This is a genomic window from uncultured Paracoccus sp., from assembly GCF_947496875.1.
Classification (GTDB): domain Bacteria; phylum Pseudomonadota; class Alphaproteobacteria; order Rhodobacterales; family Rhodobacteraceae; genus Paracoccus.
The window spans coordinates 1-21,338 of sequence record NZ_CANMEH010000031.1 but is presented as its reverse complement, the minus strand read 5'-3'; the positions used below and the strand labels follow the sequence as shown (position 1 = coordinate 21,338).

Annotated in this window: 22 protein-coding genes and 4 pseudogenes; 14 read left to right on the top strand and 12 right to left on the bottom strand. The window is 64.5% G+C overall.

The genetic code is table 11. From position 1 onward, the window contains the following. Positions 1–75: 75 nt before the first annotated feature. Positions 76–510, bottom strand: coding sequence for a cysteine hydrolase family protein (locus Q0938_RS17855; protein WP_299365249.1), 435 nt, complete (start codon positions 508–510; stop codon positions 76–78). Positions 511–659: 149 nt separating this feature from the next. Here Q0938_RS17855 and Q0938_RS17850 point away from each other — a divergent pair, with 149 nt between their 5' ends. Further along, positions 660–773 (top strand): hypothetical protein, encoded by a 114-nt coding sequence (locus Q0938_RS17850; RefSeq protein WP_299365243.1) that lies wholly within the window; start codon positions 660–662, stop codon positions 771–773. Positions 774–1,952: 1,179 nt separating this feature from the next. On the opposite strand, the gene Q0938_RS17845 is transcribed toward Q0938_RS17850, so the two are convergent. Further along, complete coding sequence (locus Q0938_RS17845) at positions 1,953–2,846, bottom strand: CAP domain-containing protein (RefSeq protein ID WP_299365247.1); 894 nt, start codon at positions 2,844–2,846, stop codon at positions 1,953–1,955. A gap of 244 nt (positions 2,847–3,090) precedes the next feature. Here Q0938_RS17845 and Q0938_RS17840 point away from each other — a divergent pair. Continuing rightward, positions 3,091–3,216, top strand: a pseudogene (locus Q0938_RS17840) (lactoylglutathione lyase); the annotation flags it as partial. A 284-nt stretch (positions 3,217–3,500) separates the two neighbouring features. On the opposite strand, the gene Q0938_RS17835 reads toward Q0938_RS17840, so the two are convergent. Both Q0938_RS17835 and Q0938_RS17830 read right to left on the bottom strand, forming a co-directional pair. Further along, positions 3,501–4,361, bottom strand: a complete 861-nt coding sequence (locus Q0938_RS17835; protein ID WP_299365242.1) for a DUF305 domain-containing protein — start codon at positions 4,359–4,361, stop codon at positions 3,501–3,503. Further along, complete coding sequence (locus Q0938_RS17830) at positions 4,337–4,945, bottom strand: cytochrome c (RefSeq protein WP_299365240.1); 609 nt, start codon at positions 4,943–4,945, stop codon at positions 4,337–4,339. Before Q0938_RS17830 ends, Q0938_RS17835 begins: the two co-directional genes overlap by 25 nt. A 139-nt stretch (positions 4,946–5,084) precedes the next feature. Between Q0938_RS17830 and Q0938_RS17825 the strand changes: the two genes are divergently transcribed. The 4 genes from Q0938_RS17825 (at position 5,085) to Q0938_RS17810 (ending at position 7,494) form a co-directional block, all read left to right on the top strand. Beyond that, on the top strand, positions 5,085–5,645 hold the full coding sequence (locus Q0938_RS17825; protein WP_299365238.1) for a four-helix bundle copper-binding protein: 561 nt from the start codon (positions 5,085–5,087) through the stop codon (positions 5,643–5,645). Between the two features lie 78 nt (positions 5,646–5,723). Then, on the top strand, positions 5,724–6,119 hold the full coding sequence (locus Q0938_RS17820; protein ID WP_299365236.1) for an EF-hand domain-containing protein: 396 nt from the start codon (positions 5,724–5,726) through the stop codon (positions 6,117–6,119). A 73-nt stretch (positions 6,120–6,192) separates the two neighbouring features. Further along, on the top strand, positions 6,193–7,065 hold the full coding sequence (locus tag Q0938_RS17815; protein ID WP_299365234.1) for a TIGR02587 family membrane protein: 873 nt from the start codon (positions 6,193–6,195) through the stop codon (positions 7,063–7,065). A 12-nt stretch (positions 7,066–7,077) separates the two neighbouring features. Further along, positions 7,078–7,494: a TIGR02588 family protein gene (locus tag Q0938_RS17810; protein ID WP_299365232.1), complete on the top strand. Its 417-nt coding sequence runs from the start codon at positions 7,078–7,080 to the stop codon at positions 7,492–7,494. Positions 7,495–7,579: 85 nt separating this feature from the next. Here the strand turns inward: Q0938_RS17810 and Q0938_RS17805 are convergent, their stop codons facing one another. Further along, a complete protein-coding gene (locus Q0938_RS17805; RefSeq protein ID WP_299365230.1) occupies positions 7,580–8,281 on the bottom strand; it encodes a TetR/AcrR family transcriptional regulator in 702 nt (233 codons plus the stop codon). Between the two features lie 225 nt (positions 8,282–8,506). Here Q0938_RS17805 and Q0938_RS17800 point away from each other — a divergent pair, with 225 nt between their 5' ends. From Q0938_RS17800 to Q0938_RS17775, 6 genes are read left to right on the top strand one after another with little or no spacing between them, the layout of a single operon-like run. Then, positions 8,507–9,349, top strand: coding sequence for a shikimate dehydrogenase (locus Q0938_RS17800; protein ID WP_299365245.1), 843 nt, complete (start codon positions 8,507–8,509; stop codon positions 9,347–9,349). Continuing rightward, entirely contained in the window at positions 9,346–11,238 is a 1,893-nt protein-coding gene (locus Q0938_RS17795; RefSeq protein WP_299365228.1) for a sugar phosphate isomerase/epimerase and 4-hydroxyphenylpyruvate domain-containing protein, read from the top strand. The genes Q0938_RS17800 and Q0938_RS17795 overlap by 4 nt, the downstream gene beginning before the upstream one ends. Positions 11,239–11,269: 31 nt before the next feature. After that, a complete protein-coding gene (locus Q0938_RS17790) occupies positions 11,270–12,259 on the top strand; it encodes a sialic acid TRAP transporter substrate-binding protein SiaP (protein WP_299365226.1) in 990 nt (329 codons plus the stop codon). A gap of 60 nt (positions 12,260–12,319) precedes the next feature. Then, complete coding sequence (locus tag Q0938_RS17785; RefSeq protein ID WP_299365224.1) at positions 12,320–12,829, top strand: TRAP transporter small permease subunit; 510 nt, start codon at positions 12,320–12,322, stop codon at positions 12,827–12,829. Beyond that, entirely contained in the window at positions 12,826–14,121 is a 1,296-nt protein-coding gene (locus tag Q0938_RS17780; protein ID WP_299365222.1) for a TRAP transporter large permease, read from the top strand. The genes Q0938_RS17785 and Q0938_RS17780 overlap by 4 nt, the downstream gene beginning before the upstream one ends. A 7-nt stretch (positions 14,122–14,128) precedes the next feature. Continuing rightward, positions 14,129–14,560 carry a type II 3-dehydroquinate dehydratase gene (locus Q0938_RS17775; protein WP_299365220.1) on the top strand — a complete coding sequence of 144 codons (432 nt, stop codon included), beginning with the start codon at positions 14,129–14,131 and terminating at the stop codon, positions 14,558–14,560. A 593-nt stretch (positions 14,561–15,153) separates the two neighbouring features. Here Q0938_RS17775 and Q0938_RS17770 read toward each other — a convergent pair. The 4 genes from Q0938_RS17770 to Q0938_RS17760 form a co-directional block, all read right to left on the bottom strand. Beyond that, positions 15,154–15,309, bottom strand: a complete 156-nt coding sequence (locus Q0938_RS17770; RefSeq protein ID WP_299365218.1) for a hypothetical protein — start codon at positions 15,307–15,309, stop codon at positions 15,154–15,156. Positions 15,310–15,340: 31 nt separating this feature from the next. Continuing rightward, a complete protein-coding gene (locus Q0938_RS19480) occupies positions 15,341–15,625 on the bottom strand; it encodes a hypothetical protein (RefSeq protein ID WP_366942781.1) in 285 nt (94 codons plus the stop codon). Between the two features lie 106 nt (positions 15,626–15,731). Beyond that, positions 15,732–15,926, bottom strand: a complete 195-nt coding sequence (locus Q0938_RS17765; RefSeq protein WP_299365216.1) for a hypothetical protein — start codon at positions 15,924–15,926, stop codon at positions 15,732–15,734. A 1,895-nt stretch (positions 15,927–17,821) separates the two neighbouring features. After that, the gene (locus tag Q0938_RS17760; protein WP_299365214.1) at positions 17,822–18,706 is read right to left on the bottom strand and encodes an SMP-30/gluconolactonase/LRE family protein; all 885 of its coding nucleotides are present in this window, start codon (positions 18,704–18,706) and stop codon (positions 17,822–17,824) included. Here Q0938_RS17760 and Q0938_RS17755 point away from each other — a divergent pair. After that, positions 18,705–18,857: a hypothetical protein gene (locus Q0938_RS17755; RefSeq protein WP_299365212.1), complete on the top strand. Its 153-nt coding sequence runs from the start codon at positions 18,705–18,707 to the stop codon at positions 18,855–18,857. The genes Q0938_RS17760 and Q0938_RS17755 overlap by 2 nt on opposite strands. Here the strand turns inward: Q0938_RS17755 and Q0938_RS17750 are convergent. The 3 genes and pseudogenes from Q0938_RS17750 to Q0938_RS19475 form a co-directional block, all read right to left on the bottom strand. Further along, a pseudogene (locus Q0938_RS17750) lies at positions 18,842–19,132 on the bottom strand (3-keto-5-aminohexanoate cleavage protein); the annotation flags it as partial. The gene Q0938_RS17755 and the pseudogene Q0938_RS17750 overlap by 16 nt on opposite strands. 175 nt (positions 19,133–19,307) lie before the next feature. Then, on the bottom strand, positions 19,308–19,760 hold the full coding sequence (locus Q0938_RS17745; RefSeq protein ID WP_299365210.1) for a hypothetical protein: 453 nt from the start codon (positions 19,758–19,760) through the stop codon (positions 19,308–19,310). Positions 19,761–19,819: 59 nt separating this feature from the next. Beyond that, positions 19,820–20,167, bottom strand: a pseudogene (locus Q0938_RS19475) (hydantoinase/oxoprolinase family protein); the annotation flags it as partial. 46 nt (positions 20,168–20,213) lie between these two features. Here Q0938_RS19475 and Q0938_RS17740 point away from each other — a divergent pair. Continuing rightward, positions 20,214–21,314: pseudogene (locus Q0938_RS17740) on the top strand (aminotransferase class III-fold pyridoxal phosphate-dependent enzyme). Positions 21,315–21,338 lie beyond the last annotated feature (24 nt).

Here is a 21,338-nt window from a genome sequence, read left to right as displayed (position 1 = left end):
GCTCGCCGCGAGGGCCGAAGCGGACATGGCGAGCATTTGCCGACGCGTGGTCATGTGTTTTCTCTCTTTGCCGGTTCAGCGCTTAACGAAGTCATCGGTGGTGATGACCTCGCCGTAGGCGAAGTCGAAAGCGGCCATCATCGCCGCATGGACATGCGCTGCCGGGACGGTGGTCCCGTTGAACTCCACATCGCGCGTGGCGCAGGCGTCGTGAATCGTCACGGTGCGGTAGCCAAGGTCGTTGGCCGCACGGACCGTCGCGTCGATGCACATGTGGCTCATTGCGCCGACGACGACCACTTCCTCGATCCCCTTTTCGTCGAGCAGGTCCTTGAGGTCGGTCCCGCGGAAGGAGTTGGGATAGGTCTTGGTGATGACCGGCTCGCCCTCAGCAGGTGCGATGACCTTGTTGATCTCGGCCCCCTCCGATCCGGAAACGAAAACCGGCCCGCCGGGCATCTCATGTCGAACATTCACGACAAGATTGCCGGCCTCGCGCCCGCGGGGGATGACGCGGGCGGCATTGAGAGCGGCTCTCTCGATGTTCTTGAGCGGAAGGCCCCGTTCGGCCAGTATTCATTCTGGAGGTCGACGACAACGACTGCACGCGCCTCCGGGTCGCGAAGGCCCGGAAACTGCTGCAATTCGGCCGCCTGCCGGTGGAGCGCATCTCTTGGGAGGTCGGTTATTCCGACGCCGGAGCCGCCCGCAAGATATTCCACCGGATCGTCGGCCTGACCCCCGGGGAGTACCGGCGGCGCTTCCATTCCTGACTGCGTGGGCCAACGGCGCTCAGGCCTCGCGTTCATGCCGGGGGTCGGTCACAATTGGACTCTCTTGGGCGCGCCTGCGCTGGCTGATCAGACCGCCGCCTGACACGACTCCGGCCTCCTAGCCTTCGAGATACGGGATTGCGGCGGGGGCCTTCGACCCTTTCTGGCGTCCTGCGCGGCAAGTACCCTGCGCCCACGTCCGCCGTCGCTCACAGGGAGCCCACGCGCCTCCTTGCCGGGAATGGGCGGCACGGAGGCGCATCGCCCTGGCGGCGTTTCAGCCCTTGTCAGTCTGGCTGTCGACGTAATCCCTGACGAACTTCTCAAGCTCGGGCGTGTTGCACTTGAAGCCGATCTCTTCCGCCTTCTCGATGGCCTCTTCGCCGCTCATCCCCGGTTGCCAAGAGCGTGTTCGGGGCCTCGCTGGCCGAGCCACTCGGGCCAGCTGCCGATTGCGGCGACTCTTCCTGGACCTGTTGTTGCCCCATGTCCTGAGAGGCACCCGTCCGCGAAGACTGCTCTGCGTCCTTTGAAGTATTCTCTCCGTTCTGAGTTGAGGCAGTGTCCTGAGACTGAGCTGTCGCCTCGCCTGCCTGGTGATTCTCCTGTGACTGCTGGGCCCAGACGGGGCCGAGCGCCAGTGGAAGGCTCAGAACCGCGGCACCCGCCGTGCTGCACATCGTTCTGTTCGTCATCGTAATGTCGTTTTCCTCGATTTTCCTCCGATGAGCCTGGCATGGCCCACAACAGGAGAGGGCCAGTGCAGGCCCTCTCCTGTTGTGGCCACGCAGCTCCCATTTCCTGAGCCATTGCGGCTGCCGCCGTCAAAGCGACGAGGATGGCAGCCATGCCGGTGAGTTTCTTGATCTCGCTCGTCATGTGCTCCTCCGTTCATATTCATCGGTAGATCTTTGCCTCCTGATCAACGAATAGGAAATTTCGACGTTCCGAAAACTCTTGCCGATGTGAGGGAAACTGCTGACGCCTCTACAAACTTTCCGATCATCGCATTCGGCGGTTTTGCGCCGAGCCGAGCGGACATTATGAGCTTGTCCGGATTGGATGAATGCAGCGGCAGTCATTCACAATCCGAACCGGGACGATCGAGGCCTGCTGCCTGTGCCGCCATGCCAGGCGCGATTGGGCCGGCCACCGCGGGTGCAGCCATGCTCTCCAGCGCTAGTGTGGGCGTCCCAGCACCACGAGGGCGATTTTCCGACCCTTGCCATTCGTCTGAAGAGCAAAACCCAGATGCGTTGCCTCCGGATCGAGCAGGCTTGCGCGGTACTGCGGATCGTTGTGCCAACCTCTCACGAATTCGCGAATGTCGGCCGCTGCGACGACGGTCCCGCACCCCCCGCAGGCGCCGGCGAGCACTGACAAAGAGGCCCATTCGGTCCGCTCACCTCCGGGCAATGCAGAGGGCAGGTCCTGGCTGGCGGAAAGGACGAACTCCTCCTGTTCCGGCGGGGGCAGGAGGTTCGCGGCCGCCTGGCTCAGCGCCTGGTGGAGCTTGAGAGCGGGGAGGCTTTCTCGATCCCGCGCCCCGTTGACGTGGTCAAGCGCCCTCTCGCCCTGCTCGGCTGCGGTCAAGGCGATCGGCTCCTCATCCGGTTCAAGACCCCGCGGCACGCCTGGGCCGGCAAAGGTCTGGACGGCGTAGAGGCCTTGATCCGCGCCAATGGTCAGGCCGAAGCCGAATGTGGAGAGGCCCGGCGCGAGGATGTTCTTGCGGTGACCCGGGCTGTCCATCCAGCCGTCGTGCAGATCCTGGACAGTGGTCCCGGTCGCGGGCGGGGAACAGTCAGAGCATCGCGCGATGTTCTCGGCCGCGAGTTGCCAGCGGCTGCCGCCCGCATCGATGTAGCGGTCCTGCACCGTCTCACCTTCCGGCGATACATGGGCGTAGTAGTCGCGCTCGAACATGTCATCGGCATGGGCCTGTGCGGCCTCGACCGCGTCATCGCCGAGCGTGAGAGGATCAAGCTCCTCCGCTTGCCGCGACTCGTTGACGAGATCAAGCGCCCGCTGACGCAGTGCTTCGATATCATCCGGCTCCTGGCCTGCAGCCATCAACGGGAACATCGGGGCGAGAAGCAGCCACCAGAAACCAACGGTGTTGCCCCAGCCGGCGCGACGCCGATGCATGGGAGGAAGCGCGATACCGGTCGCAAGGTGACTGCGCCCTTCAGTAGAGTCCATGCCGTTTACCTCCGCCTCGTCCAGCAACGCGCACGCGATGAGTGGGTTGCGACGGAGTTCTCGAGATTCCTGCGCTTTCAGAAGAGGCCGCAGGCGGTGTCCGGCGGATTTGAGAGCATTCGGACTGAAGCTGGAAACGCGCCTCGATTGCGAGAGCTTCACTCTGGTCTACCTGCCTAACGCCGCGGCCGATTTCGAGCTGGAGTTGACCACCAACAAGGACCGCACGAAGCCCTATGATTCCGCCGTCCCGAACCGAGCGCTCCATCGTAACGCCCCGGCGATCAACGAGTGTCTGTTTCTGTTTCTTTCTGGGTTTCGGGGCGACGGCGCCCCAAACTGTGAGCCTACTGTGATCTGCGCCTCGGGGGGGCAGGTCAGTACCGCCCGAGCGGTCCTTCGCCTTCAGCCCTTAAGGGCAGAGATGGTCGGGCGTGACCGTCCGGCAGAGGATCGCGGACTTGCCGCGTTGCCGCCTCGGCCCGACGCCATTTGCGCCCTGCCGGAACTTGTTTCTCCTTCGCGTCAGCCCGCGTCGCAGTCGTAGAATCCACGGTAGCCTGCGCGCAGCCCCTCCTCGAGTTCGAACACGAGTTCTGCATCTTGCCGCCAATCGGCCTCGTCACCGAGCGGCCGCACGAGGATTGTGGCGCCGGGCGCCGAGAACGTCGCCGCGCCACCCTGCGGGTCGCCCTCCGCCTGCAGGGCGACAAGGACACCGTTCAGCTTCATCGCGGCCGCGCCGCCCTCGTTTGCCCAGAGGATCGGGTCGGCTTCCGGGCTGCGGTGGAACGTGCAGGGGGCCGGGGTCCCGAGCACCCGGTCGGCCTCGGCTTGCGGCATCGGCGCGAGGTCAAGCTGGCTGATGAGGGTGTTCGACAGCGCGTCCTCGACGCTGCCGGGTTCGGCTGGCGGATCCTGGTAGATGCTCTCCACGACATTGCCGGCGGACACGTCCGCGATCAGGTAGCGCATCTCGGCGATCTCGCGCCGCTGCGCCTCAATGATCTCGTCGGCGAGGTGGCGCACGCGGGGATCCCGGATCTGCGACCGTTCCGAGGTCATGATCGCGATCGAGTGGTGCGGGATCATCGCCCGCATGTAGCTTGGCCCCGACACGGTGGCCTGGCTGCGGACCAGCCAGAGCGTCAGCGCGAACACGATGATCGCGCCCGCAAAGATCACGATGTTCAGGCGCATGTTCGAGTACATGCCGAGCATGTAGGCGAGCATGATGACGGCCATCGTCGCGCCCATCATGATCGCCATGTAGGTGCGGGTCTCCGAGAAGAACACATGCTCCCAGGCATAGGTGTTCAGGTACATCAGGATGAACATCACCACCGTCGAGGTGAGGATCATCAGGCCAAAGCGGATGTAGGACATGTCGCGCGTGATCCCTCGTTCCAGTTATTCACTCGTGGTGCGGCCGCTTGGCCGTCCGGTTTTCCTGAAGCGGTCAGAGCCGCATAGTCGTCGGGTGTCAGACCCGGCAGTGCGCTCACGAACGCGGTAAGAGCCGCGATCTCGTCGGGGGCGTGGTCGGGGCCGAAGGCGGGCATGCCCGACATCCTGATGCCGTTGCTGACAATCCAGTAGATTTCCTCGGCGCTCCATTCGGTGGCGGCCTCGGTCAGGTGCGGCGGCTCGGGACGCATTCCGCGGGACCAGCCTGCCGGGTCCGCCCCGGGCGCGCCATGGCAGTGGGCGCAACTTTCCGCGTAACGCCCGGCGCCCTCGGCAATGAGCTCGTCGGAAGGCTCCTCGGGCATCTGGATGCCCTCAGCCCGGCTGGCCACGGATCGGCGCATGGTGGTGTCGAGCGTCCATCGAACCGCATCCGTGTGCTGGTCCGATGCCGCGACGTTGTAGGCGCCCGTGTAGACGACGGTCAGCCAGACGGCGACTGCCACCAGCAGCGTCCCGACGATTCCACCGAGGATGCCGATCGCGAATGGATGCTTCTGCATGAGCTATCTCCCGTATTGGCCGCTGCGGCGATCGAGACCTGTTGCAGATCGATCGCCCCGGTACCCCTCCGAGGTGTGCTCTGCTCAACCTGCGACGGCCGTTGTTGTTCCACGGAAATTTTTCAGGTCGAGGTGGTTCATGGCGCAGGAACTGGCCTGCGGTCTGCAGCGCCGGGGGTTTGCGAGCTGGTCGATGGAGCTGCCGGCCGGCGGTCCGATGCCGAAGCCCCGTCTGTCACGGAACCATGCTCCGCCGCAGTATGTTCTGCGAACTCCTGGCAACTGCAAGGAGACAGAGATGCAAGTTCGAGAGATGATCAGCACCCACCCGCACGTCCAGGGGAGCACGGCCGACAAGCTGCTGCGGTGCATCGAGGAATGCTACAGCTGCGCTCAGACCTGCACCGCCTGCGCGGATGCGTGCCTGGCCGAGCCGATGGTCGACCAACTGCGGCAGTGCATCCGGCTGAACCTCGACTGTGCCGATATCTGCGCGGCGACCGGCGCGATGGCCTCGCGGCGCACGGGATCGAATGTCGAGGTGCTCCGCGCTGCAATCCAGGCCTGCGCGAAGGCCTGTCAGGAATGCGGGCGGGAGTGCGAGCGGCATGCGAGCGAGCACGAGCACTGCCGTGTCTGCGCCGATTCCTGCCAGCGCTGCGCCGATGCCTGTCAGGCCGCCCTCGACGACGTCCACTGAACCGCAATCGAGGGCCGGCGGAGCGCGTTCCGCCGGCCGACGCCCAAGCTCTCGGCATCCGTTGAAGAGGGAGAAATCATGACGATCGAACATGCCAATGCGCGTTGGCTGGGTCTGGCGACACTCGCTCTGGTGGTCTGCGCCTCTGCAGCATCAGCGCAGGATCTGCAGAAGGCCTTCGCGCGACTCGACGAGAACGGTGACGATCTGATCGAATGGAGCGAGGCCTATCCGGTGCGCGTTTCCGAGTTCGTCGAGATGGACGCCGACCGCAACGGAGCAGTGGATCCGTCGGAGTTCGGCGGCCGCGCAAGACCCTTCAGCGCGTTCGACACGGACGGAGACGAGGAGCTTCAGCTCGCGGAATATCTCCAGGGGCACAGATCGATGTTCATGAAGTTCGATGCAGACGAGGATGGGGCGATCAATCTGGAAGAGTTTGAGCAAGCGCAGGCCGCCGTGGGTAAGGAGTGATGCTCTCCTGCCGGGCTGATCCCCACAGCGACGGCGCGGAAAACGCGCTCTCCCGATCTGCCATGGACGCGATGTGGAAGTGAACAGGGAGACGGGCGGCACCGCGAAGGGCAGGGGCGATGCGGGCACATCCGGTGCTCTGAACGCGGCACTTGTCGGCCTGGGGCGCGGCTTCGGCGGTGCGCTGATCTTTTCGCTGCCGATGCTGATGACCATGGAGATGTGGTGGCTCGGCTTCTACGTCGACCGCTTCCGCCTCGGGCTGTTGCTGGTCCTCGCCGTGCCGCTGCTGATCCTGCTGTCGTACCACGCCGGTTTCGAACGGACGTTCAGGTGGCGAGAGGACGTCCGGGACGCCCTGATCGCCTACGGTGTCGGCATCGTCTGCAGCGCCGTCGTGCTGACCCTTTTCGGGGTGATCACTTGGGGAATGCCGGCTGACGAGATCATCGGCAAGATCGCCATCCAGTCGGTGCCGGCGAGCATCGGGGCCCTGCTCGCACGCAGCCAGCTGGGCGGCGAAGAGACGGAGCCGGATCAGCAATCCGAGACCGAAAGCTATTTCGGCAACCTGTCCCTCATGGTCATCGGGGCGCTTTTCCTTGGCCTGAACGTGGCGCCGACCGAGGAAATGATCCTGATCTCCTACAAGATGACGGAGTGGCACGCGGTCGCGTTGATCCTGATCTCACTGCTGCTGATGCACGGCTTTGTCTACGCGGTGGAGTTCAAGGGCGGCGTGCCCGCGTCGCCGGAGACCCCGTGGTGGAGCACCTTCCTTCGCTTCACGGTTGTGGGTTACGCGATGGCGGCGATCGTCAGCCTGTACGTGCTGTGGACCTTCGGGCGGACTGATGGCACCTCGGGCATGCAGATCCTGATGTCGGTCACGGTGCTGGGGTTTCCTGCCTCGATCGGCGCGGCTGCCGCGCGGCTGATCCTCTGAAGGAAGAAACGGATGCCACGGGACGAACATCAGAGCGATGACGATCAGACGCGCCAGGACCCAGGCAAGATCGAATGGGTGATCGGCGGCATCTCGGGCGTGCTGGTCGCCGGGATGATTGCGTTCCTTGTCTACCAGGCGCTCGACGCGACCCCATCGAAGCCGCTGATCAACGTGACGGTCCAGAACATCGAGCAGACGCCCGTGGGCTATCGGATCGAGTTCCGCGCGGAAAACAGCGGCGGTGCAACGGCAGCCGACGTGACAATAGAGGGCACGCTGGAAAGAGACGGCCAGACCGTCGAGACCCTCGACACGACGCTTGACTACGTCCCGGCGAACTCGACACGCAGCGGCGGATTGAACTTCGCGCGCGACCCGGAACAGCATCAGCTTGAGCTGCGGTCGACCGGGTACAACGATCCTTAGTGCCTTCGGGCCGAGTTCACCAAGCAACTGCGTTGTCGCCCCAGAACTCGCGGCAACAGAGAGCGCCGTTGCAGCTGCGCCATCATCAGTCCCGCGAATGCCCGTCGAACTCCGGGAGGCGATCGCTCTTCAGAACGAACCGGACCACGCTGTCGCCCACATGCCGCCTGAGGCGGGCCTGACCTTTCGCCTCGAACAGCTCTCCCCCGAAGATCTTCGAGAAGGTCGCACGGTTCGAGACGTTGAAGTAGCTGAGCGCCGAGATGTGCCAGTGGAGTTCCAGTGCGGACAGCCCGGTCCGGAACAGGCCCGCTTCGCAACCGCGGGAGTAGATGTCCTCCAGCAGCCGGATGGCCGAGACATTCTGGCCCGACATCTCCTCGGTGTCGGGCATATGGGCACCTGCGTGCACGTTCTCGATCATCACGAGACGGATGAAGTCCTGCTGCGCGGCATGGTTCTCGAACGTGAACTCCGCGATCTGGCGGAGGGCGGCGACGGGGTCGAGATGCTCGAGGTCCAGCGCCTCCTCTGCCCGGCGGATGCGGCGGTAGGCCTCGGCGAGGACCTCGCGGTAGAGGCCCTCCTTGTCGCCGAAGTAGTAGTAGATCATCCGCTTGGAGGTCGACATGCGGGCTGCGATCTCCTCGATGCGCGTGCCCGACAGGCCCTTGCGGGCGAAGGCGGCGCGCGCGACCCCGATGATCTCGGCCCTGACGCGGTCCGGATCCTGCTTCCAGCTGCGTCTCGGCAGGTCCTTTGCTTTCATGTCCTCGACGTCGGCCATCGTCTCTCCCTGCTGCGCCGGGCCCCGTGTTCATCGGACGCGCGCCGCCCTGTCGCGCGTCCACGCGCGGCACGCCGGATTTAACCGTCCCGAACATTGTTGACAAGTTTAACTGCCGCGAACATTCTCATCTCGGGCCGGCAGAGATCGGCAAGGGAGGGGAGATATTTGGCCGACAGCACGTTGTCATTGTCGATCCCTGCGCCCGGACAGGCGCGAGGTTCCGTGCTCGTCGGGCTGATCGGAGAAGGAATCGGCGCCTCACGGACACCGCGGATGCATGTCGAGGAAGGTCGGCGACAGGGCCTCGTCTACGACTACCGTCTGATCGACACGGCAAACGGACCGCCGGCCCGGTTCGACGCGCTCCTGAGCCGCCTTGAGCGCGAAGGCTACACCGGCGTCAACGTCACCTATCCGTTCAAGCGCGCCGCCGTTCCGTATCTGCACGAACTCTCGCGCAACGCCGAGGCGCTCGGCTCCGTCAACACGATCGTCATGCGGGACGGGCGCCGCCTCGGGCACAACACCGACTACTGGGGGTTCGCGGAGAGCTTCCGGCACGGACTTCCGGACGTCCCGCGCAGCGCAGTCCTGCTCCTCGGCGCCGGCGGGGCAGGGGCGGCAGTCGCCCATGCTCTTCTCGATGCCGGGACAGGGTGCCTGATGATCCTCGATCCCGATGCGGGCGCCGCCGAACGCCTCGCCGTTTCGCTCCTCGCACGCTACGGCGCCGGGCGGGCGGTCGTCGCGCAGGCGGTAGAGGCGGCGCGGGATGCCGACGGGATCGTGAACGCGAGCCCTGTCGGCATGGCGAAGCTGCCCGGTACGCCGATCCCGCCGGAGCTTGTCGAGCCCCGCCACTGGGTGGCCGACGTGGTCTACTTCCCGCTCGAGACGCCGCTTCTCGCCATTGCGCGGGCCAAAGGCTGCGCGACCCTGCCGGGCTCAGGCATGGCCATCTTCCAGGCGGTGCGGGCCTTCGAACTCTTCGCCGGGCGCCCCGCCGATGCGAAGGCGATGCGGGCGACCTTCGAACGCTTCGATGAGGCGCGCGGAGCGACATGAAGACGTCCATCGCCACCGTCAGCCTCGCCGGGGACATGCGCGAGAAACTGGCCGCGATCTCGGCCGCGGGCTTCGACGGCATCGAGATCTTCGAACAGGACTTCATCGCCTTCGATGGCTCGCCCCGGGACGTCGGACGCATGGTGCGCGATCACGGGCTCGAGATCATGCTGTTCCAGCCGTTCCGGGACTTCGAAGGCCTGCCTGAACCGCTTCGAGCTCGCGCCTTCGACCGGGCGGAGCGCAAGTTCGAAGTGATGCAGGAGCTCGGCACCGATCTCATCCTGGTCTGCTCGTCGGTACACCCCGAGGCGCTCGGCGGCATCGACCGGATGGCCGAGGACTTCGCGGAACTCGGCGATCGTGCCGCCGCGCGCGGGCTCCGCGTCGGGTTCGAGGCACTGGCCTGGGGCCGGCACGTCTACGACCACCGCGACGCTTGGGAGGTCGTGCGCCGCGCCGACCGGACGAACGTGGGCGTCATCCTGGACAGCTTTCACACGCTCGCTCGCCGCATCGACCCCGAGACCATCCGGCGCATCCCGGGGGACCGGATTGCCTTCGTGCAACTCGCCGACGCGCCCCTCATCGAGATGGACCTGCTCTACTGGTCGCGGCACTTCCGGAACATGCCGGGAGAAGGCGACCTGGATGTCACGAGCTTCATGCGTGCGGTCGCGGCCACCGGCTACGCCGGGCCGCTGAGCCTCGAGGTCTTCAACGACCAGTTCCGGGGCGGCAGTCCCCGCACCATCGCGGTGGACGGCCGCAGGTCCCTTCTCAACCTCATGGACCGTGTCGTTCGCGCCGAACCCGGCATCGCCATCCAGGTGCCTGCGATGCCCCCGCCGGTCGTCGGTCGGGGCGTGGCCTTCGTCGAGTTCGCGGCGGACGACCGCGAGGCCTCCGAGCTCGGATCGCTCCTGCACAGGATGGGCTTCCATCGGGCAGGCCGTCACATTTCGAAAGCGGTGGAGCTTTGGCAGCAGGGCGGCATTCGGATCGTCCTGAACACCGACCCGGAGGGTTTCGCGCACAGCTCCCACACTGTGCATGGCCTCAACATCTGCGACGTGGGACTGAGCGTCGCGGACGCGGCGGCGACCGCCGAGCGAGCGCGCGTCCTCGGCGCGAGCATGTTCCGCCAGCCAGCCGGTCCCGGCGAACTCGACATTCCTGCCATCCGGGGCGTGGGCGGCGGAATCCTCCGCTTCATCGACGACAGCAGCGACCTGGCAAAGGTCTGGGAGACGGAGTTCCGACCCGTAGAGGACGAAACCGCCGCGGAAGCCGCGGGGCTCAGGCGGATCGATCACGTCGCGCAGACGATGAACTACGAGGAGATGCTCACCTGGGCGCTCTTCTACGTGTCGCTCTTCGACGTGCGGAAGCAGCCGATGGTTGACGTGGTCGATCCCGGCGGGCTGGTCCGGTCGCAGGCGATCGAGTCGCCCGATGGCGCACTCCGCATCACGCTCAACGGGGCGGAGACGCACCGCACCTTCGCTGGCCGGTTCATCGCGGACAGCTTCGGCTCCGCGGTCCAGCACGTGGCCTTCACGACGGGCGATCTCCTCGCCACCGCCGAGATTCTGGCCCGCAACGGGTTCGAGCCGCTGCCGATCCCCGACAACTACTACGCCGACCTTGCCGCGCGCTTTCCGCTCGACGAGGATTACGTTGACCGCCTGCGCGCGGCCCGGATCCTCTATGACCAGGACGCCGACGGGCACTTCCTTCAGCTCTACTCGCGACCGTTCGGCGACGGGATCTTCTTCGAGATCGTCGAGCGCGCGGGTGCCTATGCTGGCTACGGCGGACCGAACGCGCCCTACCGCGTGGCCGCGCAGGCCCGCCTCATGCGACCGGTCGCGATTCCCAAGACCTGATCACACGCACGGACCAACAGAGGAGGAACCCATGATCTCGACCACGCGCAGAACAGCCTTCGCGCTCCTTGCCGCGGGCGCCATGGCGCTGTCCGCGGGCCTTCCGGCCCTCGCGCAGGACAAGCCCAAGCTCCGCTTCTCGGCAGTGTTCTCGGAACAGGACATCCGCGCCGAGATGATGCAGCGGCTGCAGGAGAGCACCTCGGACCTCGTCGAGTTCGAGCTCTACTACGGCGGCAACCTGTTCAAGCAGGGCACCGAACTCGTCGCGCTCCAGCGTGGCAACCTGGAGATGGGCAACATCGCCCCGCAGGACATAGCCAACCAGGTCCCCGCCTGGTCGATCCTGACCTCGGCCTACCTGTTCCGGGACGCCGACCACCTCAAGGCGTTCTTCAACTCGGACGCGGGCGCCGAGATGAAGCAGATGGCGGAAGACCAGCTCGGCATCCATATCCTCGGCCCGACCTACTTCGGAACGCGGCAGGTGGGCCTCCGGATCGACAAGAAGATCGACACGCCCGCTGACATGGCCGGCGTGAAGCTCCGCATGCCCGGCGGCGACGCATGGCAGTTCCTGGGCGAGGCACTCGGCGCGAACCCCACGCCGATGGCCTATGCCGAGGTCTACACCGGTCTCCAGACCGGCGCGATCGACGGACAGGACAACCCGCTGCCGAACGTCGAGAACATGAAGTTCTACGAGGTGATGTCGCAGATCGCACTGACCTCGCACCTCGTGGGCTACGACCTTCTCGTCATCTCGAAATCCGCCTGGGACGCCATGTCGGCCGAACAGCAAGAGGCCTTCCAGGCTGCGGCGGACGAGGCCATCGCCTGGAGCACGGCCGAGCACCTCAAGCAGGAGGAGGAACTCGTGGGCTCGTTCCGCGAGAGGGGGCTCGAGATCTACGAGCCGGACGTGGACGCATTCCGTGCCCATGCGCAGCAGATGTATCTCGACTCGGAGCTCTCCAAGGACTGGCCCGAGGGAATGCTCGACCGGATCAACGCGATCTGATCGGGTAGCGACTGCTCGGGGGTCTCTCTCCCGGGCGGCGACAAGCAGGAAGGATGGGACTTGCTGGAGGCGCTGAGATCGGCGGGCCGCTGGCTCTGCAGACGGGCCGAGAATTTGGCCGTTGCGATGCTGGCCGTGATGTTCACGGCCTTCATCGTGCAGGTCCTGTTCCGCTACGTGCTGAACTGGCCGGTGGGCTGGGCATCCGAGCTGACGATCGTCATGTGGCTCTGGCTCGTGCTCTGGGGCGCGGCCTTCGTCGTGCGGGAGGAAGAGGAGATCCGCTTCGACATCGTCTGGTCCTCGGCCGGGCGCCGCGCACGTCGGGTCATGGCGATCCTCTCCGCGGTCGCCATCCTCTTCCTCTACGGCTGGTCGCTTCCGGCGGTGTGGGACTACGTGACCTTCATGAAGGTGCAGTCGACGTCCTACCTCGACATCCGCTACGACCTCCTGTTCTCGATCTACATCCTCTTCGCCGTTGCGACGCTGGGACGCTACGCCTGGCTCCTCGTCCGCGCTATCCGCTATCGCGCCGCCAATGCCGCCGGGGGCGATGGCACCCCATGACCGACCCATTCACGCTTTCGGTCGTCTCGATCATCGTGCTGGCGCTTCTCGGCCTGCCTATCGGGCACGCCATGATCGCCTCCTCGATCCTCTACCTCATGCTCGCGGGCCTCGATATGGGAACGGCGGCCGAACAGCTCCTCAACGGGCTCTTCAGCAGCTACATCCTGCTGGCCGTCCCGCTCTTCATCCTCGCTGCCGAACTAATGAACTCCGGGAGCATGACGATCCGGCTCCTCGCCTTCTGCAATGCCTTCGTGGGCCGGTTTCGGGGCGGCCTTGCGCTCGTCAACGTGGTGCAGAGCATCATCTTCGCCGGCATGTCCGGCTCGGCAATCGCCGACGCGGCGGGCACGGGCCGCATGATGCAGCGCATGATGACCGAGGGCGGCAAGTACCCGCCGCAGTTCGCGGCGGCGCTGACGGCCTCCTCGGCGGTCATCGGCCCGATCATCCCGCCCTCGATCCCCGTCGTGGTCTACGCGCTCGTCTCGGACGCCTCGATCGGCTACCTCTTTCTCGCGGGCGTGATCCCCGGGCTGCTCATGGGGCTCTTCATGGCCGCCCTCATCGTTGCAACCGCCAGGCGCCGCGGCTTCCCTGTGGAGAGGCCCGTTCCGATCCGCGAGCTGCCGGGCGTCACCTTCCGCGCGCTCCCTGCGCTGATGATGCCGGTCGTGCTCCTCGGCGGGATCTACGGCGGGGCCACGACGCCGACGGAGGCGGCGGCGGTTGCTGCACTCTACGCGCTCCTCATCTCGGCGCTGCTCTACCGCAGCATCACCTGGGCCTCGCTCTACGCCTCTCTCGCGACGAGCGCGCGCACGACCGCCTCCATCGGGATGCTGATCGCAGGCGCCATCGTCTACAACTACGTCATCACGGTGGAGAACATCCCCGCGACGCTCAGCACCTGGCTTGCCGGGTACGAGCTCTCTGCGCTCGCGTTCCTCATTCTGGTCAACGTGATCCTCCTGGCGCTCGGCTGCCTGCTGGAGGGCACCACGATTCTTCTCGTCGTCGTGCCGGTGTTCATCCCGACGGCCGAGGCGCTCGGGATCGACCTCGTCCATTTCGGCATTGTCTGCGTTGTTAACATCATGCTCGGTCTCATCACGCCGCCGTACGGCCTCCTGCTCTTCGTGATGACGACGATCTCGGGCCAGTCGCTGAGGGCGATCGTCGGCGAGGTGCTACCCTTCCTCGGGATGCTCCTGGCAGCGCTGCTCCTGATCACGCTGGTGCCGGATCTCGTGCTCTGGCTACCGCGCAAGTTCGGCTACCAAGGTTGAGGCTCCCATGCGACCCATCTACATTCTGAACGGCCCGAACCTGAACCGGCTCGGCCGGCGCGAGCCCGAGATCTACGGGACGACGACTCTCGCCGAGATGGAAGCCGCGTGTCGCGCGGCAGCGGGCGACTGGCCAGTCGAGTTCCGGCAGAGCAACTCGGAAGCCGAGCTCATCGACTGGATCCACGAGGCGACGGATCAAGGCGCGGGGATGATCATCAACCCGGCCGCCTTCACCTTCACCTCGATGGCGATCATGGACGCGCTGAAGATGTTCGAGGGACCACTCATCGAGTTTCACATCAGCAACATCCACAGACGCGAGGCCATGTACCGCAATTCGCTCGTCTCCGGCGTCGCCACGGTGGTCATGGCAGGGCTCGGGGCGAAGGGCTATCCCCACGCGGTTCGGGCGCTGCTCGATCTCGTCCAGCATTGAGCCACTCGCCAAGCGCCTTGTTCAAGAGCGTCGCGCGCTGCCGCCATGGCGTCTCGTTCATTTCGGCCGTCTCGGGGAGAAACTGCTTCGTTGATCTCTGCAGTGCTTCCGCAGACTCGCAACAAGCCGCTATGGATTGGCCCCCGTTCGGATTGGTGACTTGTCGTTTGACCCGTCGCTCAATCGTGCGCAGCGGGAGCGGAGTTGCCGGCTTGTGCCGCTTGGCGAAGATCGAAGTGTCTCCTGTCAGGGATGGACATATCGAGAGCTGGGACGACCTGACTCTGGCTGTGGCTCAGGCGGGCACGCTGTCGGGCGCGGCACTGACGCTGGGGTGAACTGGGGTTCTTGACGACAGGGTGTTCGCCGACAATCTGGTGCCGTCAGCTGTGGCTCGGCCCATGAGTCAAAACTCGAGCAGCGTCCCGGTGTCTGCCGACGCCAACACGTAGGGATGAGGAATGTCGGCCTGGGCCGAGACGGCAGGCCCAAGCCCTCATCGTAACGACTATCCATGCCGGCGACCTGTATGTTCGACCATCCAGACGAACAACGACCCCGCGCGCCGGGCACCGCCGGCGCGCTGCAAAGCTTCAGAGCGGATTGAGATATTCGAGCACCTGCCGGCGCTGCTGGGCGCTCAGGTCGTCGCCGTAGTTGTGACCGCCGTTACCATAGCCGGGCAGGGTGGTATCGTAGATCTGATCCCGCTCCGCCGGTCCGGCTGCGGCATTCTTGCCCGGCTCCAACACCTCGTGACGCCAGCCTATCTGCTTCGCGTCACACGCCGGACCCACCGCATGGCGCCAGTAACGGGGGCAAGCGGCTGTCGAGCACGCCCGCGAGGCTCGGCACCGAGCCGTTATGTTGGTCGGGTGCTGCCGACCAGATCCCGTCCAGACGCGACGCAGTGGATCCGAACCCGACAACCTTCCCAACATTTCCTAAGCCCCGCCGGGCAGCGCGCCCCCCCCCGGTCCTCGCGAACCGGGGATGACAACTATGCAACGGTTCCTCCGGGAACCGCTCGCGAGTCGGGGGTGATGTTCGCGAAATGACGAACATCGTGCATACTGTATTGCATGCACGCGAAGACAAGCCGCAGTGGGCGGAGAACGCGTACGGGACCTGACCGACCGGGATATGATACCAAGGACCGGCTGCTGCCGGGTTAGTCCCGGCGCCCGGCCCGGAAGTTCTTGACCACCGCGTAGAGAAACGCAGCACTCCGGCGCTTCATCTTGAACGAAACCAGCCCCGGCCAGTTCAACGGGAGAGCCTTCAGTTGGTCGAGATCAGCGCGGCCGAAGATCCTGCCGATGAGCCTGCGCCGGCCGGCGCAGAGGTCCACCCCTTTGCCCAGCACGCGACGGCCCGCGTCACGGTTCCCGCGGGAACCAGCAGGTCGACCGACAGCATGCGGGGCATGTAGCCATGCGCCTTGGCCTGCCGGAAAGGCCGCAGCGGCATAGGCCAGCCGCGTCGAGCAGCATGCCACGGCCTTGCGTGACGGTTTCCGCCCGTGAAACTGCCCAGGCGTATGTGTCGGGTTCGCTTACACGCCGGACCGCTCATCTGGGCGCCATTCGGCGTGTTCGATGCGAGAAAGAGCATCTGTTTGCACCCATACGGTGGGGGTGAGCGCGCCGAAAGCCGTAGGGCCTTTCGCGTATCGGGGGAGCGCCCGGCCCTCGTGCGAGGCCAGCACCTCGGCCCAGCGCCGACGTTTCGCGCGAGCGTCCTTGCGGCCGTTCGAGGGCCACGGGGACGGTGGCGTCCCGGCCGGCGTATCATTCGGCGGGGAAGCAGGAGTTATCCGAAAGTTACTATTGGTATCGACGTGCGCTCGAGTGAGCGAACCCAACGCTAAATACAAGTTGGCGATGTTTCACATGAATGAAGACTCCGCCTTTTTTGACGTTCCACGTGCGTTGGATCTAATGCTGGATCATCATCAAACGGATTGTAATTCGGCAACTCTCTACCATCTCGGAATCCTGTATTCCAAGCAATCACCGCGGCAGAATTACGTTGTTTCAGCGCAGTACTTCTACGAGGGACGTCATCTATCAGCCAGCGGCGCAGAAAGAGCTTGGGGGGATCTATGCGACCGGTAGAGGCGTGCCGAAGGATTACATTACAGCCTACATGTGGCTCAACGTTGCCGCACAAAAACTTTCCTGCCTTGCTCCCCTCATCAACGACCTCGAGAGCAAGATGACGCCAGAAGATCTTTCCAGAGCTCAAGAAAAAACCCGGGCCTGCATCGCATCAGAGGGGATCGAGAGTGTCAATGAGGGCGCGCTATTTCATAGGTGCGGTTGCGATCTTGTTCATCTGCGGTTCTCATCCGAGTTTTGGTCAGGAAAGACACTCGGTTCGTATCGGTAACACGCTAATGCTTGCTTCCTATATGGGAACAGCATCTTTCTGCGTTGCTTACGGTGTGGATTACATCGAGCTGGATGGACGTCTCTCAAATGCCATAAATAGTGATGAATACCTGACGCGTGGTGAGGTAGCGGCGTTCCAGGAGGGACGAAGGCAAGGTAATATGGGTCCACTGTATTCCCCTAAAGCTGCGAGATATATTAACCTTTTGTGCGAAACAGCCCAGGTCAGTTGGGCGTGCTCCATTGCTCGTCGACAGGTGATTAAACTGTCGCAATTGAAGTAGGATGCATTCTCGCGAAAGCGGACGTTTTGGCGGTGTTGAGAACTGCGTAGAATAGTTGCAGCAGCAGAGAGCGGACCTCGGCCGCGGTCAATAGATGCCGCTATATACAAATCGGTCGACACTCTTAGCACCGCGAGTGACCTTATGTGCTGTTAGCTGCCAATTCGACAATCAGGATTGGAGCGCGTCGCCCGAGTTGGCCGGTCTGAAGTAGCCGCACCGCGGCGCCGGCCAGCCATTGAATGGCAGCTATAGCGGTCTATGCTCTCTGCGTCGCGCAGGAGTTCAGTCGCCGGCTCGTCGGCCTCGTACGCATGAGTTGTCTTCCCCGCCCGTTGAAAAGCGCGCCCCGGCGAGAAGTAGTAGGCGGTTTCTGTGTCCGAGCGAACCTCCACTGGCAACTCGGTTAAAGACCCGTTGTAGAACCGCTGCCGCTCGCGCCAGAAACGGAGCTGGGCATCGCAGAAATAAAGCTTCGCAAATGCCGTGATAGTGGTGCAGACAGTCCTCAACATCGGTGTTGACCCGCGCCCCGGGTCGTCTCTCGTTCATAACGAGAGGCTTAGGTTTGATATACGTCGGCTTCACTTATCCCAATGCACGATCGGCAAGCCCGCGACCGGCGCGTCAAACCAGGGGATATCGGTGCCGCGCAGCGACCCGATGTAGACCCGGCGCAGGTCCGGCCCGCCGAAGGTCACCGAGGCGAACCAGGGGGTGAGCGTGCCGCCGGCCGCCAGCATCAGTTCGGGCGTTGCCTCGTCGCGCTGGAACGCGGCGTAGAGTGCGGCCGACGCCTCGGCGTCGTGGTCCTCGAGGATCACGCGCATGTCGCCTTCAGGGGTCAGCGCAAAGATCCGGTCCGACATGACATGCGTGCCCCACAGATTGCCGTGGACGTCGAAGGCGATCCCGTCGATGAAACCGCCGGCGTCCGACGGACCGAATACCTCGCGCTCCTCGACTTCCGCGTTCGCGCCGATCCGCAGGCGGGTGATCCGCCGTCCGCTTGTCTCGATAACGTAGAGCCAGCGCTCCTCGGCATCGAAGCGGATCTCGTTCGTGAAGGCGAAGCCGTCTGCGACAATCCGCGCCCCTCGCTCGTCCAGCACCGCGACATAGCCATCGGCGACGTTCGGACTGATCGCCGACATCCAGTTGCGGATCCGCATCGAGACGGGTATCCAGGTGCGGCCACGGCGATCCCGAAGAACGAAGTTCACCTTGCCAGCGGGCTGTCCGTCGATCCGGTCCAGCAAGACCTCGGTCCGCGATCCGTCGCGTGACATCCGCTCGAGCCGGTCGGTGCCGAAGTTCGAGATCAGGAAGTTCCCGGTTGCATCGAAAGCCAGGCCGTTGGGCCGCGTGGTTGTCGGCGTGAACCGCGAGGCGTCGTCGGACGCCACGCCGAAACTCTCGTCCATTGCCTGCACGACCAGCGACTGGCTGCCGTCTGGGGAGATCCGCATGACTCCTCCCGCGCATCCGCTGACCACAAGGTCCGTCTCGCTCGGCCAGGATGCACTCGGGGCGTTGCAGGTCGCGCCCGACATGGCGGACGCTCGCCGCATCGACCTGAAAGCCGTCAATCGGGTTGCCGGTCATCAGAAGCCCACCTGATCGCCGCCCTTCAGGGCAAGGATCTCGCGCGCCTCGGCGGGGGTCGCGATCTCCAGCCCCAACTCTTCGAGGATGCGACGGATCTTGGCGACCTGCTCGGCGTTGGACCGGGCCAGCTTGCCGGGGGGGCCGATATACAGGCTTTCTTCCAGCCCCACGCGCACGTTGCCGCCCATCATCGCGGCTTGGGTGATCAGCGGCATCTGGTGCCGACCTGCGCCGAGGACCGACCAGCGATAGGCATCGCCGAACAGCTTGTCGGCGGTTTCCTTCATGGCCCCCAGCATCCGACAAGGGCATGAATGACGCGCTGGTCGAGCAGTTCCGGGCACTGGATCTCGCCGGCAAAGCGGATGCCTGAATGGAGGATCAGCGGTGGCCGACGCCATCTCGAAAGACAGACAGATCACATAGCGGGCTGCCCGGCGGCACGGCGCCCCGATGACCTCCTCACGCGCATGCCTCCATCCCCTGATTGGACAGACACGGAACACCAGATGCGCAGCAGGTCCAGACAATATGTCGCCCGGCATATTCCGGAACTGACCTCGCGACTGGCCTCGAGCCAGATCGCGGTGGCAGATCCTGCCGCAGGCCGGCGGCGCTATCGAGATACTCGACAACGGCCGGACCGTGGATCGCGTACCCTGACTTCAGTCCTGCGGCAGTGTAGACTTGCGCCTGATGCCACTCGCCATCGAACCAGATCTGGCGGCTGCCATTTTCTGCCGGTACGGTCTCGGCCCTGCGGGCGAATACGGGTGGCTGGCTGATCTTGCCAGTGGCGGCGATGCTGAGCGAGACGAAGGCGATGGGGAAATCGTCGGTGCTGGTGCCGTATTCTCGTCGGTGCGCTTCATGGAACGCTTGGGCGATCCTGTGCCGATGGGCGTCCTCCAGCACCCCGTCGGGGATCGCGTTTCCACTTCGTAGGTCTGACCTACATAGCGCATCTGCGCCGTGCGCTCGAAAACCATTGCCGCCGTCTCCATCCCATCGCGCGCAAGAAGATCGCAAGCGCGGGCCTCCAGCTCGTCATAGACCCGATTGACCGGCTCCATATCGCCCGGCATCAGGTCGCCATAGTGGAAGGCCTCGACGTCGTGGCGGATTTCCATCGCGGTCGCTCCGAAGGCGGAGGCTACCCCTGCCTCGTTTGGGATAAGCACTGTCGGAACGTTCATCGAGCGGGCGACAAAACAGGCATGCATTGGACCTGCGCCGCCGAAGCTCGCCAGCACAAAAACCCGCGGGTCGCGTGATCGTTCCTCGTTCCCGCGAGCCGCCGTTGACCTGAATGAGGGGGGCAGAACGGCGCGAAATCAACCCTCGGTTTCTGCCGGGTCTCGTCACCCGATGGCGCTCGACAGCCCGTGCCTGACAACTGGTGTTGAGCCGGATGTGGCACTCGACCAATATCACGCGGACACTGCCTGCCACCGCCATTCTCAAGGACCCGCCGACATGAACGACATGAACAACTTCGGGAACACGCCCGAGGCGCGCGACATAGCCAACCACTTCCACGGCTACACCGACGCGAGGCGCCACGAGGAAGTCGGCCCGCTCATCATCGTGGAGGGTGAGGGAATCTACGTCACCGACAACAGTGGCACGCGCTATATCGAGGGTCTCGCCGGATTGTGGAGTGTCAGCGTCGGGTTCCGCGAGCGGCGGCTGATCGACGCGGCGATGCGGCAGATGGAAAAGCTGCCGTTCTATCACAATTTTGGCCACAAGAGCCACGGCCCCGCCATCGACCTGGCAGAGCAACTCGTGGCGCTCGCGCCGGTACCGATGAGCAAGGTGTTCTCACCAACTCGGGGTCAGAGGCAAACGACACCGTGCTGAAAATGGTCTGGTACCGCTCGAACGCGCGGCAAGCCGGAAAAGAAGAAGGTCATCGCCCGCAACCGCGGCTATCACGGCGTTACCATCGCCGCGGCCAGCCTGACGGGATTGCCCAACAACCACCGCTCGTTCGACCTGCCGCTGGACCGCGTACTCCACACGACCTACTGGAAGGAGGGGCGCGGCGGCGAAACGGAGGAGGAGTTCGCGACCCGTTGCGCCGAGGACCTCGATGCGCTGATCCAGCGCGAGGGATCTGACACCATCGCCGCCTTCTGGGCTGAGCCGGTGATGGGAGCGGGCGGCGTGGTGGTGCCGCCCAAGGGTTATTTCGACAAGATCCAGGCGGTTCTCGCCAGGTACGACATTCTCTTTGTCGCCGACGAGGTGATCTGCGGCTTCGGCCGCACTGGCGAGATGTTCGGCTCGATCACCTACGGGATCCGGCCCGACGTGATGGTGCTCTCGAAGCAGATCACTTCAAGCTACGTGCCCTTCTCCGCCATCGTCATGAATGACCGCTTCTACGCCCCGATCGCCGATGAAAGCGGCCGGAGGTCACGTCCGTCAAGCTGGTGTAATTTCCCGGATGGCCTGAGGGCATGATCAGGCGGCTTTCGTTGTGATGCT

Excerpts from the sequence above, each read along its gene's own strand:
- Q0938_RS17845 (WP_299365247.1), bottom strand. The coding sequence starts at position 2,846 with ATGGCTGCAGGCCAGGAGCCGGATGATATCGAAGCACTGCGTCAGCGG.
- Q0938_RS17835 (WP_299365242.1), bottom strand. The coding sequence starts at position 4,361 with ATGTCCTACATCCGCTTTGGCCTGATGATCCTCACCTCGACGGTGGTG.
- Q0938_RS17830 (WP_299365240.1), bottom strand. The coding sequence starts at position 4,945 with ATGCAGAAGCATCCATTCGCGATCGGCATCCTCGGTGGAATCGTCGGG.
- Q0938_RS17825 (WP_299365238.1), top strand. The coding sequence starts at position 5,085 with ATGGCGCAGGAACTGGCCTGCGGTCTGCAGCGCCGGGGGTTTGCGAGC.
- Q0938_RS17820 (WP_299365236.1), top strand. The coding sequence starts at position 5,724 with ATGACGATCGAACATGCCAATGCGCGTTGGCTGGGTCTGGCGACACTC.
- Q0938_RS17810 (WP_299365232.1), top strand. The coding sequence starts at position 7,078 with ATGCCACGGGACGAACATCAGAGCGATGACGATCAGACGCGCCAGGAC.
- Q0938_RS17805 (WP_299365230.1), bottom strand. The coding sequence starts at position 8,281 with ATGGCCGACGTCGAGGACATGAAAGCAAAGGACCTGCCGAGACGCAGC.
- Q0938_RS17795 (WP_299365228.1), top strand. The coding sequence starts at position 9,346 with ATGAAGACGTCCATCGCCACCGTCAGCCTCGCCGGGGACATGCGCGAG.
- Q0938_RS17790 (WP_299365226.1), top strand. The coding sequence starts at position 11,270 with ATGATCTCGACCACGCGCAGAACAGCCTTCGCGCTCCTTGCCGCGGGC.
- Q0938_RS17780 (WP_299365222.1), top strand. The coding sequence starts at position 12,826 with ATGACCGACCCATTCACGCTTTCGGTCGTCTCGATCATCGTGCTGGCG.
- Q0938_RS17775 (WP_299365220.1), top strand. The coding sequence starts at position 14,129 with ATGCGACCCATCTACATTCTGAACGGCCCGAACCTGAACCGGCTCGGC.
- Q0938_RS19480 (WP_366942781.1), bottom strand. The coding sequence starts at position 15,625 with ATGTTCGTCATTTCGCGAACATCACCCCCGACTCGCGAGCGGTTCCCG.
- Q0938_RS17755 (WP_299365212.1), top strand. The coding sequence starts at position 18,705 with ATGACTCCTCCCGCGCATCCGCTGACCACAAGGTCCGTCTCGCTCGGC.
- Q0938_RS17760 (WP_299365214.1), bottom strand. The coding sequence starts at position 18,706 with ATGCGGATCTCCCCAGACGGCAGCCAGTCGCTGGTCGTGCAGGCAATG.